Here is a 14303-nt window from a genome sequence, read left to right as displayed (position 1 = left end):
GCCCCCACCACCCTAGAACCCGCCTAAGGACTTGCCACAAGAACCCGTCTGAGAACTTGACTCCGATTAGGAACTCATCCAGACGCGGCCTCGGTCGCCGCCGGCGCCAGTGCGCGGGAGGCGTCGAGGGCCTGGGCGCTGTACGGGTTGATCTTCCAGATGACGAGCATCCGCGCGGTCTTGCCGTCGGGGGAGAACAGCAGGTCCTGTGCGGCCCGGAAGGCCGGATCGGAAAAACCTTGCGGCGGAAGGTAGAAGCCGGAGGCTGGGCCGTCACCGGTGTGGGTGCTCAATGTCGTCAGGTAGTCCGTCGCCTGGCCGAGCCCGTCGGTGAGCCGGCCGGACATGGTGACCACCTGGTCGACGCCGCCCTTGACCTGATCGAGCCCGACGGCCAGCCGGGTCATCCCGGCGCTGAGCTGGTCCGCGCCTCGCACGAGTTCGGTCAGCTGGGTGCGTGCCTGCGCCGGCGAGCCGCCGGGCAGGTTCGACACCATCTTCTGCAAGGTGGCCAACGCTTTTCGGATGGCCGGCTCGGCGGCCCGCACCTTCTCGACGGTCACTTGCGGGACGGCAGAGAGCCGCTGGGCCTGCAGCAGCGCGCGGCTGACCGCGCCGTTGGAGATGGCGTCGAGGTCGGCGATGTCCGCGCGGGCCCGGCTGCACACGGGGTTCATCAGGCAGTCGGGGCCGGGTTGCGGATCCAGCGCGGAGCCGAGCGCCGAACTCACCAGCCGGCCGGCATCGGCGACCTGCGCGTTGCCGTCGATGGCCTGCAATGCCGCGTCGAGCAAGCCGGTGGAGGAACTGAGATCGGCCAACGCCGAACGGACGTCCACCGTGCCGTCGGTGAGCGTGGACAGCCCGGCGCCGGCGGCCTGGTACCCGTCGAGTACCTGATGGGCCAGCCCGGTCACCTGCCTGATACCGGAAACCAATTGGGGAATCTGGGTCACCGCGGAGGCAGCGCCGTCGCGCAGCTGGGCCGCACCGGAGTCCAGCCGGTGAATGTCGGGAACCGCCTTGTTGACCTGGTTCTTGGCATCGCCGAGCCGGTCGGCCACGATCCCGGCCTGGTAGCCGATGGTGGTCTGCGGCAACTGCTTTCCGGCCGGCCGCGTCATGGAGCGGACATAGGCGATCTCGGGCATCCCGGCGAGGCGGCCCGCGACACGGTCGAGCGCGGCCAGATCGTCGGTGTTCCGCATGTCATGGTCGGCCGAGACGATCAGGTATTCCGGCGCCGCCTCGTTGACGCCCCAGTGGGCGTAGGTCTTTTCGTAGCCGAGGGAGCTCTCGGTGTCGTCGAGCTGCATGGCGTTCTCGTCGAAGTTCACCCGGAACGTGGTCAGAACCATTGCGGCGCTGAGCAACAGCACCAGCGAAGCGGCCACCAGCACGCCCGACCGGCGGATCATGGTGGATCCGATGCGGCGCCACCGGCGGTCGTTGAGGGGGCGCGGTTCGGCCAGTCCGCGCTTGCCGAGGAGCGACAGCAGGGCGTAGGGCAGGGACATCGAGACGGCCAGTCCGACGACGATCGCGATGGCGATCGGTGGGCCGGTGGCCTTGAACATGCCGAGTTCGGTGAATCCCATGGCTGTGGCGGCCGCCGCGATGGTCAGCATCGAGGCGATCAGGATGCCCGAAACCCGCTGTCCGGCTTGCGCTATCGCGTCGATGACGGGCACCTGGCTACGCCGGGCTTCGTGATAGCCGGCCAGGATGAAGATCGCGTAGTCGGTGGCGGCGCCGAGCAGCATCGCGGTCATCAGCGAGATGGTGAAGTTCGAAACGGTAAGTACCCCAGCCATACCCAGCAGGGACACGATCGGGCGGGCCACGCCGAGTGCGATGCCGATGGTCAGCAACGGCACCATGGCAGTGGCCAGCGACCGATAGACCATCAGCAGCACCAAGGTGATCAGCAGGACAGACACCGCGGTGATGATCAGCAGCGAAAAGTCCATGGCGCTGAAAAGATCGGCCAATGTTGGTGACGGCCCGGTGAGGTAAACCCCGACTCCGGGCGGTGTGGGCAGGGCGTGCAGCTGGTCGCGGATCGCGATGGTGTTCTTGTGCGCCTTGGTGGACCCGACGTCGCCGGTGCCGGCCAGGACGAGGTTGATCGCCTTGTGGTCGGGGCTCAGCGCGATGTCGCGCAGTTGCGGATTGTCGTAGGTGTCGAGCACGTAGGCGACGTTGGTGGTGTCGCGCTGCAAGGTGGCGACGATGTCGCGGTAGAGGGCTTCGTCGGCCGCATTGATGCCCTTCTCGTCGACCAGCACGACGCTGCCGACGGCCGAGGACCGCGGGACACCGAAGGCGTCCGACATCTCGCGCAGCGTCTGCGCGGCCTTGATGTTCGCCGGCATGAACGGCGCGGAATGCTCGGAGACGGTCTGCTCGAGCTGGGGGATGGCGACGTTGAGGATTCCGGCGAGCGCTACCCAGAAGCCGATGACGAGCCATGCCCATTTGGCACAGAAACGGCTGGTGGCGGCGAAAAACCTGCTGTTGTGTCCCACCCGGATCCCCTCCGATTCGAGACCAGAACTACACCGTTCGGTCTACTATTGGAGGCAGACGGTAGTAGACCGACTGGTGTACAAAAAATGCTGAAAGACAGGGAGTTACGTCACATGAGTGCCCGCGATCGGCTCGTCGTCACAGCCATCGATCTGATTCGGCGCCAAGGCGTCGCGGCGACGGGGCTCAGCCAGTTACTCGAACGCAGTGGTGCCGCGCGCCGTTCGCTCTACCTGAATTTCCCGGGCGGCAAGGCGGAACTCGTCGCCGATGCGACCGTGACGGCCGGCAACACGCTGGCCGACGGCATCGACCGACTGATCGGAGAACGAGGGCCGGTAGGGGCGGTCCGGGCGTTCATCGAGATGTGGATTGCGAACCTGGCCGGCGGCGACTTCGAAGTGGGCTGCCCGATCGTCGCTGCTGCACTCGGCCGCAGCGAGGCGCCGGCGGCCGCCGACGCCGCCGGTGAGGTCTTCCTGGACTGGGAGCGTCGAATTGCCGCCGGGCTCGAAACCGCGGGGTTGTCAGCCGATGACGCCGCTCGCCAGGCGACGCTGACGGTCGCCGCGGTGGAGGGCGCCATCGTCATGGCGCAGGCGACCAAGTCGGACGTGCCGCTACGCCGTGTGGAGGCGGCGCTTGTCGAGTCGGTGGAGCAGTACCTGAATTAGGCGGACTTTGCCGGGGCTGTGCCGGACAGGCAGTCGGCGATGAAACTGGCCATGCGAGCGTAGGCCCGGCGGCTCTCCGGCAGCCCGGGGAATATGGCCGGGAACGCGTGGACCTGACTGGGCCACGCCGCGACATCGCACTTGCGCCCGGCCTCGTGCAGTTTGTCCTGCATCCGCTCGGCGTCGCACAGCAGTGACTCCGTCTCGGAGGCGACGATCAGCGACGGCGGCATCGAATCCATCGGACCGGAAACCGGCTCCAATTCGTCGAGATTGCCGGCGGGACAGATGCGTTCGGTGATGACCGGGAAGCCGGCGGCGATCCCGAAGACGTCCGTCGCCGCGGTCGCATGCGCGGTGCGTGCGGCGTTGTCCAATTCCAGCAGCGGCGAGATACCGACCACGCCCGCCGGTGCCGGGAGCCCGTGCTTCGGGGCCTGTTGCGCGGTGGCGAACGCCAGGAATCCACCGGCCGAGTCGCCGGCGAGGATGACCTTGGCCGGGTCGACGCCCTGGCTCAGCAAGTGACGGTAAGCGCCCAGGCAGTCCTGGATGGTCGTCGCCAGGTCGACCTCGGGGTACTGCCGATACTCGATGTGTACCAACGGCAATCGCGTGACGCGCGAGAGCGCGGCGACGGCGCGCAGGTGGGTGTTCAGATCACCGAGGACGAACCCGCCGCCGTGGAAGTACAGGATGACGCCGTCGGTGATGGGCGCGTCGAGGTCGGACGGCGACACCCATTCGACGGGCAGGCCGTTCCAGTTTTCGGCGACCAGACGGAAGCCGCGCGGTGGCCGACGACGCTGCAGGCTGGCCAGCTTGTTGACGTTGCGTCCCACGCGCACGATCCGCTGTGTCGTCGCCTCGTACTCCGCGGTGGTCAGCGCGCGAATCAGGATGCGGGCCAACAGCAATGACGCGAAGAAGTGAATGATGCGGGCGCGCAGGCTGGCCGGCTCGGCGGCGTGAATGACCGCGCTCACTGTGCCAACTGCACCAGCACCGGCGCGTGGTCGCTGGGCTGCTTGCCTTTTCGTTCCTCGCGGACGATCTCGCCGTGGGTGACGCGGGCCGCGAACTCCGGTGAGCCCAGCACGAAGTCGATGCGCATGCCCTGCTTCTTGGGGAACCGCAGCTGCGTGTAGTCCCAGTAGGTGTAGACGCCGGGCCCCGGGGTGAAGGGGCGGACCACGTCCGCAAAGCCGGCGTCGTTGATGGCGCGGAACGCCGCACGTTCCGGCTCGGAGACGTGCGTCGAGTTGGCGAACACCGCCATGTCCCAGACGTCTTCGTCGGTCGGTGCGATGTTCCAGTCACCCATGAGGGCCAGCGGCAGCGACGGATCGTCGGCCAGCCAGCCGGCCGCGGTATCACGCAGGGCGGCAAGCCATTTGAGCTTGTACGGCAGGTGCGGGTCTTCCAATGTCCGGCCGTTGGGCACGTACAGACTCCACAGCCGGACCCCGCCGCAGGTGGCGCCGATGGCGCGGGCCTCATCGGCGTCCTGCCACTGCGGCTGGCCCGCGAAACCGATCTGCACGTCATCGAGTCCGACGCGGGACGCGATCGCCACGCCGTTCCACTGGCTGTGCCCGACGTGCGCCACCTCGTAACCGAGCGCCGCGAACGGCATGGTCGGAAACTGCTCGTCCTTGCACTTGGTCTCCTGCATGGCGAGCACGTCGACGTCGGCGCGGGACAGCCAGTCGGTGACCCGGTCGACCCGGGTGCGGATGGAGTTGACGTTCCAGGTGGCGATACGCATGACGCTCCGATCAGACAGGCTCGGGGACTTTCAGTTCCCGACGTAGGGCAGTGAAATCGGTGATGGTCTTGGTCGCGACATTGGCAACCGGCCGGGCATTGCGGCCCGTGGCCTCGGACTTGGACACCATCACCACGCCGTCGATGTACGGCTGAATGGTGGTGGCGTTCTGCACCGTCGCGACGATCACCAGCTGGAAACCGAACTTGCGGAACGCCTGCAGCGCCTGCGACGCGAACTGTGGGTCGGACTTGGAGAACGCCTCGTCCAGCATCAGCTGCGCGAAAACCGGCTTGTTGTCGCCGCTTTCCGGGTTGGCCAGGTTGAAGCTCAGCGCCCCGGCCAAGCAGAAGGCCATCAGCTTCTCCTGCTCGCCACCGGAGTTGTCGCCGGCGTTGCTGTGCGTGCGGATCAGTTCATCGCTCGCCACGTCCCACTCGGCGCAGTCGAACGTGAACCGGTTGCGCACATCGAGCGCATCGCGGGTCCAGGCGCGGTCCTCGGGATTGTTGCCGGCCAACCGGTTTCGCAACCGCAGGATGTCGGCGTACTGCTCGAGGATCGCCTTCTTGTCGCCCAGCCCCACCTCGGCGATGCGCCGGGAGATGGCCTTGACGATGTCGGTCAGTTCGGAGACGGCGACCATGCTGCGCGGGTTGGCGCGCAGCGTCAGGCGGGTGCCGCGGTTGAATTCCACTGCACCCAAACCGGTGTTGACGCGGTCGATCTGCTCGCTGATACGCCGCGTCTCCTGCTCGGCGACGCGGTGCAGGGTGAGGATCGCGTCGGGCGCCTGCTCGGTGATCAGCCGCATCATGCGGTCATAGGCGTCGGGCAACTCGCGCTCGTCGATGTGACGGCAGACCGCCACGTAGTCGTAGATGCGCTCATCGAAGTCGTCCGAGTCGTTCGGAATCGCATCCGGGAACGACGCGTCGAACGTCGCGACGATGCGGGAAAGCTCCTCGTAGGAGCGCCGCCGGCTCTCGGTGAGCTGGTCGCGTTCGCGGCGGATGGCGGCGAACAGCGCCTCGCGGTGCGGCTCGGGGTTGAGCAGTTCCAGCGGCACCGGCACTTCAGCTGCGTAGCGGCGCAACAGATCTGTGGCCTGCTCCGACACCGCAGCGGGGGAGAGCCGGTCCTGCAGGTCCATCAGCTTGGTCCGGCGGGCGTCGAGATCGTCGCGCCGGGTCTGGATGGCGCCGCGCCGGGTCATCAGGGTCTGGATGTCGACCCAGCACTCCTCGGCGCGGGCCGACAGCGCCTCGATGTCGGGGTGGTCGGCCAGCAGCAGCTCGTACTGCTCGCGGAGCCGGTCGGCGTGGCCCTCGGCGGTGTCGGTGTCGATCTGGCTCCACTGTGGGAACTGTTCGTAGACGGCCTTGCACGCCGCTGCGCGGTCGCGCCAGCGCTGCCGTTGTGCGGCAATCTCATCCGCGGCCCGCCGGGCGGTGTTGAACGCTTCCTCGGCTTCGGTGAGCTCGGCGTGCAGCGCTTCCAGCTTGGCGCCGATGTCGCCCTGGTAGATGTACTCGGACGGCTTGATCGGGCGGCGGTCGTCCTTGATGGCCAGCCGGTCGGAGTCCTTGTAGAGGCCCGTGTCGGTGACGGCGCGGCGGAACCGCACGAACACGTCGGGGGTGTCGACACAGATGTGGTCACCGGCCGCGGCGATCACATCGGCGGCCTCGGCGGCACACGGATGCTTCGGCTTGACCAGGAAAAGCTTGCCCGCCAACGTGTTCGGCTCGGCCTCGCGTCCCGAGGCGCCGGCCCGAACGTGGTGCAGCGCCAGCCGTCCGCGCATGTTGGTCTCGTTGACGAACCGAAGCACCTTGGCATAGTGCTGATCGGGCACCAGCAACCGCAGGCCGACCCCGCGCAGCACCTTCTCGACCGCGAGCCGCCAGCGGGAGTGCTCGGGCTGCAAATCGAAAAGTTCGGCGACATAAGGCAGTTCGGCAGGGTCGATGCCGACGCCCGCGCAGATGTGGTCGCGCATCGTCACGGCGGACTCGGGCAGCGCCGAACCCACGTGCTCGACACGCTTGAGTTCCTTGGCCGCGTTGTCGCGCAGGATCCGCGCCGACTTCTGTGCGTACTCCGCGTCGGTGGACGCATCGCGCCCCCACTCGAGCTTGCCCAGCATCTCGGTGGCCTGCCGGGTGAGCTCCTCGCGCAGGTTCCAGAATTCGTCGGCCGTATCGGGCACTTCGACGCCGAGGGCCGCGACCATCTCCTCGTAAGCCGCGCGCCGCCGGGCCACGTCGTCGGCCTGCGCTTCGGCCGCATTGACCTGGGCCTGCAGCGGGCCGACATTCGCCGACGCGCCATTGATCTGGGCGTTGAGCGAATCACCCTCGGCCTTGGCCAGATTCAGCTGCCGCGTCAGGTCGGCGTTCTCGTTCTCAAGCTGATCGATGGTCGCGTCGAGCGTCTCGATCTCGGCGGGGCAGTGTCGCAGCCGCACATGATCGGTGTAGGCCCGCACCATCGGCAGGTCGACCAGATCGATGATTCCGAGGTCGGTCGACTCGGAGGCATAGCGGACCTGAATGGCCTCGATGTCGCCGAGGATCTTGCGCTTGCGCTGAGCCACCGCGAGTAGTTCCCGGGCCTCGACGAGCGGGTCGATCTGCTTGAGCGCCTCGGGCAGCCGGGCCAGACTGTCGGGCTCATCCAGCATGAACTCCCGGACGAACTGCTCAAGCCCACCAACGCTTTTCAGGGACTTGGCCTTGCCGAGCAGCTGTTGTGCGGCGTCCGAGGCACGGATGCCGATCGAGGCGTACAGCTGCGCCAGGTACTGCGACTCGACCTTCGTGGTGAACCGCCAGCCGTCGCCCTTGAAAACGCCGGCGTCGAACCGGCCCGCGGCCCACCGGTTGCAGACGTCCTCGATGTCCAGGTCGCCGTCGCCGATGACGAACCGGCTCGACGAATCCGAACGCGATTCTCCGGTCAGCCATTTGAGTACCAGGCCGGTGATGGTGCGGCCGGTGTTGCTGGTGTAGGTCACCGCGACCGCGGACCAGGTGGTGCCTTCACCGCGCAGGTACATCACCTGGCTGGTGCCGGCTTCGCTGCGCTGGCCCCAGGCGCCGCGGACATACTTGTCGACGGTGCGGCGGCCTGCGCTCGAGCCGGCCGCCGTGTTGTCGCCCGACGCGTTGAAGTTGCGCCGGTTGAACGGTAAGAAGCCCAGTGAAATCGCGTCCAGCAGTGACGATTTACCGCTGCCGGAGCCGCCCGCGACCAGTGAGCCGCCGGCGCTGAACGGAATGCTGTGATAACCGTCGAACACGCCCCAGTTGATGATCTGGAGCCGGGACAGGTGGAACTGCTCAGACATCGGCTTCAGTACCTCCGCCGGTGAGTTGTTCGAACTGCTGCTGCAGCTCGGTGATCACCGAGGCCGTCATCACAGCCGTGATGACGGGGCTCACGGTGTAGCTGTCCTCGTCATCACGGCTACGGCGCAGGATGTCGAGTCCGGTGAGGCGGGCGATGGCCGCGTCGATCCGGGCGGTGAACGTGACTGCGTCACGGTCGGTTTCGTTCAGCACGCCGCTGAACATGCCATGCATCTCGTCACGGGTGATGAGGAAGCTCTGGTCGCCGCCGGCGCGCATGAGCTGCGCCAGATGCAGCGCCAGAATCGAGTCGTAGGTGCCCAGGGGCTCGCGGCGCAACAGCTTGATGCCCTTGGCCGACTCGTAACGGGCCTGCTCGATGAACGCGATGTCGACGCCTTCGGAGATGCGCAACTGCAGGTCGAGTTCGGACAACCGCACCGACAATTCGTTGCGGTACTCCAGGATCCAGCTGTAGATGTCGCGGTCGGACTCGCTGCTGATGTAGCGGCGGGTCAGCAGGTGCTGCAGTGCCCAGCACGCCCGGTCCGGCATGGCGCTGACGTCGCCGTCGAAGCGTGGACGACGCTGCTGCACCGCGCGACTGGTGCTGTCGACCTCGGGCAGCGAGGCGAAATCGATGGGTGAGTCAGTCATGAAGGGCTCCCGCCACGGCAACAGGCTCGGTGAACATCAGATAGGGCACCTCGATCTCGCGGTCGCGGCCGTCGAGCGACCGGAAGCGCACCGACATGGTGTCGTCGCTCGGGCCGCCCTGCCCGCCAGGTTGTTTGAGGGCCCAGGACCACAACACGATGACGTGGCCCAGGTACGCCGAATCGAGCAAGGAGACGGCCTCGGCGAGTGACACCGGCCGTCGCGCGACGGCGGCGTTGAGCATCTCGGACATCGCGGGTGCGTCGACCTGCGTGGTCAGCGCCGCGAAGGTGGACAGGTCGACGTCGCCCTGCGCAGCTTCGGCAGGCTTGGGTGCCGACAGGTCGCCGATCTTGAAACTCAGCGCACCGATCGAGCTGATCGCGTGCCGGGCCAACGGGACCTCGATGTCCAGCCGGGAGTCGGTGAGGGACGACTTCAGCAGCGTCCGGGCGGCGCCGATGGCCTCGTTGAGCTGACGGGCCACACCACGGCTGGACTCCATGGTGCCGAACGCGGTGAACCGTTTGACCCGCTGCGCGCAGCGCTGCTGGATGCGTTCGACCTCGTCGATCTGGTGGCCGATCAACTCGAAGAACCCGGCCATCACCTTGCGCAGCGCCGGATCCAGCTCAGGGAGCGCCGACGCCACGGTGGCGATGTCGGTCTCGAATTCGGCGCGCTGGTCGGGGTCGTTGATCATCCGCAGGAACGCCCGATGCGAATCGCGGCCCGCCGAATCCCATGCGGCCTGGTAGTCGGCGTACATCTGGCGCTGCCGGTCGCGGTACTCGATATTGGTGTCGATCGGATCGTCCAGCGCCTGCGTGGCCTGCTCGATCATGGTGCCGTAGAGGCCGATGTCGGTGATCAGCCGTTCCATCTGCAGCGCGATGGCGCGGGCTTCGTCGTACATGTCGGTGACGTCGGGCTCGGGGCGCAGGCCGGCCTCCAGCTCGTCGAGCTCGCGGTGCAGCGCGGCGATCTCGGCTTCGATGCCGGCCCGGATGCGGTCGGGGTCATTGCCGGCGCGGGTGGCGATCTGGCGCATGCGGGACGCGATACCGGCAATCGAGCCGCCGGTGGCGATGCTGTCGCCGCGGCGCATGCCGCGCACGAAGTCGAGGGCACGACGGGCGTCTTGCGTCAGATAACAGACGTTGCGTTCCGCGCCCGTGCGCGTCTCGGTCACCCGGTGCACCCAGCCCTGGCTGGCCCACGACTTGATCAGGGCCAGGCCGGACTGTCCGAGCTGGTCGTCGGTCTCGCCGAGCGTCGCCAGGTCGCGTTCCAGCCGGACCACAAGATCCGTCTCGGCGATCATGCCGTCACTGAGGTGCCGCTCCATCAACGTGGCGTAGACGCCGAGATTGTTGGTGGCCAGCAGCCGGACCGCGCGCGAGCCCTGAACGTCACGGTTGAGTTCGAGCAACTCGGCGGCCGACAGCGCCGCATTCTCTTGCACCCGCGACCCCTTCCAATGCCGATCCAAGATACTTGGCGAAGTGTCGGCCGGCATCGGCGGTCGTGCCCCGCAGCACTCTCGAGGCCGGTTGCCGGCATTGCCCGGGACGACCGGTCCCATATGTTGTCTCACCATGTGGACACCAACTCGGATCGTGGCCGGCTGCTGTAGGGGCGGCCGCAGCAATCGCGTTGGCGCGCTGCGGTGGCTCGCGCCCGATTTGCCCCGGAGCGGAACGACGGCGTCCCCGTCGAGTTCACCGGACCAACTTCCCCGATGTGAGATGGCGGTCACGATCGTGATGCGATGTGGTCTCGGTCACGACGCAAAAATCACGCCTGAGCATGACTAATCGGAATATATCTGGCTGGTCTGCCTGGCGGTCCGGGGTGGCGCAGGCGGCTCGTCCGGCGGTGTAAATGGGTTTGCCGACTGGCCATTTGCCCGGAAGGTTAGCGGGGCTATGAACGGCGCTTTACCGGCTAATACGCAGACCAGCTTGGTGTGGCCTGTGAGCCCCGTGGCGTCGCTATCGATTCGTTACGACTTCGTCAAAAACTCTGGATTAACTCGGTTACTCGTCGGTAAATTACCCGCCAGTAAGCAAGCCGACCCCCGAGGAGTCACTTCATGAATGTTGCGGTTCGTCGCCATACCAAGGCGGGTATCTGCGCAGCGACCACGGCGGCCATCGTGGCCGGCCCGCTGTTGCCGTCGGTGCCCGCCGCCGCGCATCTCCCTGCGCTACCGTCGGTCAGCACTGCCGCGGTGCAGCTGACCGCGGCGTACAACCCGCTGCAGCCGTGGCTCGACGCGTTCAACACCGCATCGGCCAACGCGGGGCGCATCGGCGAGGCCTTCTCCGAAGCGCCGGCCGTGTTGTTGCAGCAGTTCCTGGCGAACCAGATCAGCCATGTCGGGGCCATCCTGCAGAATCCCGGCAACATCGGCGCGGTGATCCAGGACGTCGGACAGAACGTGAAGTCGGCGATCACCGCAGCCACGCTGCTGGGGACCAAGCCAGAGGACTGGACCATCGCCGGCTCGAACGACGTGTGGCACGGCCTGGTCGCGCAGATGCTCCCCAACATGCTCCCGACGGCGGGCAACCCGCAGGCATCCGCGATCGTCACGCAGGTGGTCAACGTGCTGGCATCACCGCTCAGCGGCGTGCTGATGGGTTTGGTGGGTCCCGGCATCAGCCCCGTCGTGGCGCTCGTCAACAGCATCACCAAGATCGCGACCTCGCTCGCCGCGGGTGACGCGATGACCGCAGCCCAAGCCGCCATCAACATCCCCGCGGCCATGGTGAACGGCTTCCTCAACGGAGCCAACCTGAACCTGGATGTGCTGGCGCCGCTGATCACCAAGACCATGCCGGCCGGCAACGAGCTGCAGAAGCTCAACATCCAGTTCGGTGGCCTGTTCACCGCCGGCGTGACGGGCATGGACATGACCGGCATCGGTGGCTCGATCCTGAACTCCCTGGGTCTGACGGCCGAAACGGTGCTCGCTCCGGGATTCCCGCTGGAAATCACCGGCCAGGGCATCGGGCCGATCGGCGCGCTCGTCAACCTCAGCCACCTGCTGGCCAAGGCCATCGGCTGGAGCGGCACCGGTAACCCGTTGGCCCCCAAGACCGCCGCCGAACCGGCTGCGGCAACCCAGGTTTCGGTGACCAAGGCGGCCACGGACAACTCGATCACCTCCATCCCGCAGGCATCGGTGGCGGTGACGCAGGTGAAGGCCACCGCGGCGCAGGCGCCGGAGACAGCCGAGAAGCCGGCCACGCCGGCCAAGTCGGAGACGTCGGCGACCCCGGCCACTCCGGCGACGCCCGCCACCCCGGCCACCCCGGCCACTGCGGAGACGCCGGCGACCCCGGCTACGCCCGCCACCCCCGCGACTCCGGCCACCCCGGCGAATCCCGACAACCAGAAGTCGGATGACCACAAGACGGACTCGACCAAGTCGGAGACGACGAAGTCGGAGACGACGAAGTCTGAGACCAAGAAGTCCGAATCGAAGAAGCCGGCCAAGCAGAAGTCGGAGAAGCCGAAGCCCGTGAAGAAGCCTGCTCCGGCGAAATCCACTGCGGGCCAGGGTGGTTCGACTCACGGCGCCGACGGTGGCGCCGGCTCGCACGCCTCGGGCGCGTCGAGCTAGCAGGTCAACGATCGGTGGGCCTCCCGGCTCGGGGGAGGCCCACCGATTCCCCGCATCAACCAACCCCAATCAACTCGGAAAGAGGGAGTCGTACACATGGATTCAGCGGTCCGTCGCCATACCAAGGCGGGTATCTGCGCAGCGACCACGGCGGCCATCGTGGCCGCCCCACTGCTGTCGTCGGCACCTGCCTCGGTCAAGCTTCCGGCGCTGCCGTCGGTCAGTACCGCCGCGGTGCAATTGACAGCGGCATACAACCCGCTGCAGCCGTGGCTGAACGCGTTCAACACCGCATCGGCGAATGCCGGGCGAATCGGAGACGCCTTCTCCGAGGCCCCAGCGGTGTTGCTGCAGCAGTTCCTGGCGAACCAGATCCGCCACGTCGAGGCGATCCTGAAGAACCCGGGCAGCATCGGCACGGTGATCGGTGAGGTCGGGCACAACCTGCAGTCCGCGGTCGGCGCCGCCACCGGCATCGGCGTCAATCCCGCCGACACCGCCGCGGCGTCTCAGTCGAACGATGGCTGGCACACGCTGCTGCTCCAGATGATCCCGAAGATGTTGCCGACCTACGACAACCCGCAGGCCAACGCTGTCGTCTCGCAGGTCCTGACCTTCTTGGCCTCGCCACTGAGCGGTGTTCTCATCGGTTTGGCGGGCCCGGCGATCAGCCCGGTCGTGGCACTGGTCAACAGTCTCACCGCCGTCGGCGCCGCATTGTCGGCCGGCGATGTGGCCAAGGCTGTGCAGTCGGTCATCAACATCCCGGCCAACATGGTCAACGGCTTCCTCAACGGCGCCAAGCTCGACCTCACGGCGCTGACGCCCCTCGTAAACAACTCGGGACTGCTGAAGTACAACACCCAGCTCCGGGCACTGAGCATCCAGTTCGGCGGGCTGTTCACCGCCGGCGCCACGGGCTTCGACGACAGCGGCATCGGCGGCTCGATCCTCAACTCGATCGGCCAGGACGTCTATACCGAGATCTTCGGACCCTCGGAGTTCCCCGTTGACGGTCGTGGCATCGGACCGATCGGGGCGTTGGTTTCCCTCGGCCACATTCTGGCCAAGGCCATCGGCTGGAGCGGCACCGGTAACCCGTTGGCCCCCAAGGCTGCTGTCGAGCCGGCAGCCGCGACGACGCAGGTTTCGGTGACCAAGGCAGCGACGGACAACTCGATCACCTCGATCCCGCAGCCTGCCCTCGCGGTGACTCAGGTCAAGGCCACCGCGGCACAGGCCCCGGAGACGGCCGAGAAACCCGCCACCCCCGCCAAGTCGGAGACGGCGGCAACCCCGGCAACTCCGGCTGCGCCGGCGACCCCGGCCACGCCCGCGACGCCGGCCGGCTCGGAGACGCCCGCCACCCCCGCGACTCCGGCAACTCCGGCGACGCCTGCCACCCCGGCGACCCCGGCGAAGCCGGACAACCAGAAGTCGGACGACCACAAGGTCGAGTCGACCAAGCCTGACTCGACCAAGCCCGACTCGACCAAGCCGGATGCAACGAAGTCCGACACCAGGTCGGAGACGACCAAGTCGGAGACCAAGAAGTCCGATTCGAAGAAGCCGGGCAAGCCGAAGGCGGAGAAGGCCGAGAAGCCGAAGCCCGCGAAGAAGCCGGCACCGGCGAAATCCACCGCAGGCCAGGGTGGTTCGTCCCACAGCGGGGCTGACGCAGCCTAGCCGGT

The 14303-nt window shown here is 67.2% G+C and carries 9 protein-coding genes; 3 read left to right on the top strand and 6 right to left on the bottom strand.

Features of this window, described 5'->3' with window-relative positions; genetic code table 11:
* Positions 1 to 74 precede the first annotated feature (74 nt).
* Entirely contained in the window at positions 75 to 2528 is a 2454-nt protein-coding gene (locus tag ACJH7A_RS05850; protein WP_406801559.1) for an MMPL family transporter, read from the bottom strand.
* Positions 2529 to 2642: 114 nt separating this feature from the next.
* Between ACJH7A_RS05850 and ACJH7A_RS05845 the strand changes: the two genes are divergently transcribed.
* The gene (locus ACJH7A_RS05845) at positions 2643 to 3203 is read left to right on the top strand and encodes a TetR/AcrR family transcriptional regulator (protein ID WP_212807118.1); all 561 of its coding nucleotides are present in this window, start codon (positions 2643 to 2645) and stop codon (positions 3201 to 3203) included.
* On the opposite strand, the gene ACJH7A_RS05840 is transcribed toward ACJH7A_RS05845, so the two are convergent.
* The 5 genes from ACJH7A_RS05840 to ACJH7A_RS05820 are packed head-to-tail and all read right to left on the bottom strand — an operon-like array spanning position 3200 to position 10446.
* Positions 3200 to 4189, bottom strand: coding sequence for an alpha/beta hydrolase (locus tag ACJH7A_RS05840; protein ID WP_406801558.1), 990 nt, complete (start codon positions 4187 to 4189; stop codon positions 3200 to 3202). The genes ACJH7A_RS05845 and ACJH7A_RS05840 overlap by 4 nt on opposite strands.
* Positions 4186 to 4971 carry an exodeoxyribonuclease III gene (locus tag ACJH7A_RS05835; protein WP_406801557.1) on the bottom strand — a complete coding sequence of 262 codons (786 nt, stop codon included), beginning with the start codon at positions 4969 to 4971 and terminating at the stop codon, positions 4186 to 4188. The genes ACJH7A_RS05840 and ACJH7A_RS05835 overlap by 4 nt, the downstream gene beginning before the upstream one ends.
* Before the next feature lie 10 nt (positions 4972 to 4981).
* Positions 4982 to 8323, bottom strand: a complete 3342-nt coding sequence (locus ACJH7A_RS05830) for an ATP-binding protein (RefSeq protein WP_406801556.1) — start codon at positions 8321 to 8323, stop codon at positions 4982 to 4984.
* Positions 8316 to 8981 carry a DUF4194 domain-containing protein gene (locus tag ACJH7A_RS05825; RefSeq protein WP_061001375.1) on the bottom strand — a complete coding sequence of 222 codons (666 nt, stop codon included), beginning with the start codon at positions 8979 to 8981 and terminating at the stop codon, positions 8316 to 8318. The genes ACJH7A_RS05830 and ACJH7A_RS05825 overlap by 8 nt, the downstream gene beginning before the upstream one ends.
* Positions 8974 to 10446, bottom strand: coding sequence for a DUF3375 domain-containing protein (locus ACJH7A_RS05820; protein WP_406801555.1), 1473 nt, complete (start codon positions 10444 to 10446; stop codon positions 8974 to 8976). Before ACJH7A_RS05820 ends, ACJH7A_RS05825 begins: the two co-directional genes overlap by 8 nt.
* Positions 10447 to 11076: 630 nt before the next feature.
* Here ACJH7A_RS05820 and gjpA (ACJH7A_RS05815) point away from each other — a divergent pair.
* Together gjpA (ACJH7A_RS05815) and gjpA (ACJH7A_RS05810) are read left to right on the top strand one after the other, a co-directional pair.
* Entirely contained in the window at positions 11077 to 12612 is a 1536-nt protein-coding gene (gjpA, locus tag ACJH7A_RS05815; RefSeq protein WP_406801554.1) for an outer membrane porin GjpA, read from the top strand.
* A 96-nt stretch (positions 12613 to 12708) separates the two neighbouring features.
* On the top strand, positions 12709 to 14298 hold the full coding sequence (gene gjpA / locus ACJH7A_RS05810) for an outer membrane porin GjpA (RefSeq protein ID WP_406801553.1): 1590 nt from the start codon (positions 12709 to 12711) through the stop codon (positions 14296 to 14298).
* Positions 14299 to 14303: the final 5 nt, after the last annotated feature.

The organism is Mycobacterium sp. SMC-17, assembly GCF_045310915.1.
Lineage (GTDB): Bacteria > Actinomycetota > Actinomycetes > Mycobacteriales > Mycobacteriaceae > Mycobacterium.
The sequence above is the reverse complement of the archived record's forward strand: the minus strand, read 5'-3'. Positions and strand labels throughout refer to the sequence as shown.

Excerpts from the sequence above, each read along its gene's own strand:
- ACJH7A_RS05825 (WP_061001375.1), bottom strand. The coding sequence starts at position 8,981 with ATGACTGACTCACCCATCGATTTCGCCTCGCTGCCCGAGGTCGACAGC.
- ACJH7A_RS05845 (WP_212807118.1), top strand. The coding sequence starts at position 2,643 with ATGAGTGCCCGCGATCGGCTCGTCGTCACAGCCATCGATCTGATTCGG.
- gjpA (WP_406801554.1), top strand. The coding sequence starts at position 11,077 with ATGAATGTTGCGGTTCGTCGCCATACCAAGGCGGGTATCTGCGCAGCG.
- ACJH7A_RS05835 (WP_406801557.1), bottom strand. The coding sequence starts at position 4,971 with ATGCGTATCGCCACCTGGAACGTCAACTCCATCCGCACCCGGGTCGAC.
- gjpA (WP_406801553.1), top strand. The coding sequence starts at position 12,709 with ATGGATTCAGCGGTCCGTCGCCATACCAAGGCGGGTATCTGCGCAGCG.
- ACJH7A_RS05830 (WP_406801556.1), bottom strand. The coding sequence starts at position 8,323 with ATGTCTGAGCAGTTCCACCTGTCCCGGCTCCAGATCATCAACTGGGGC.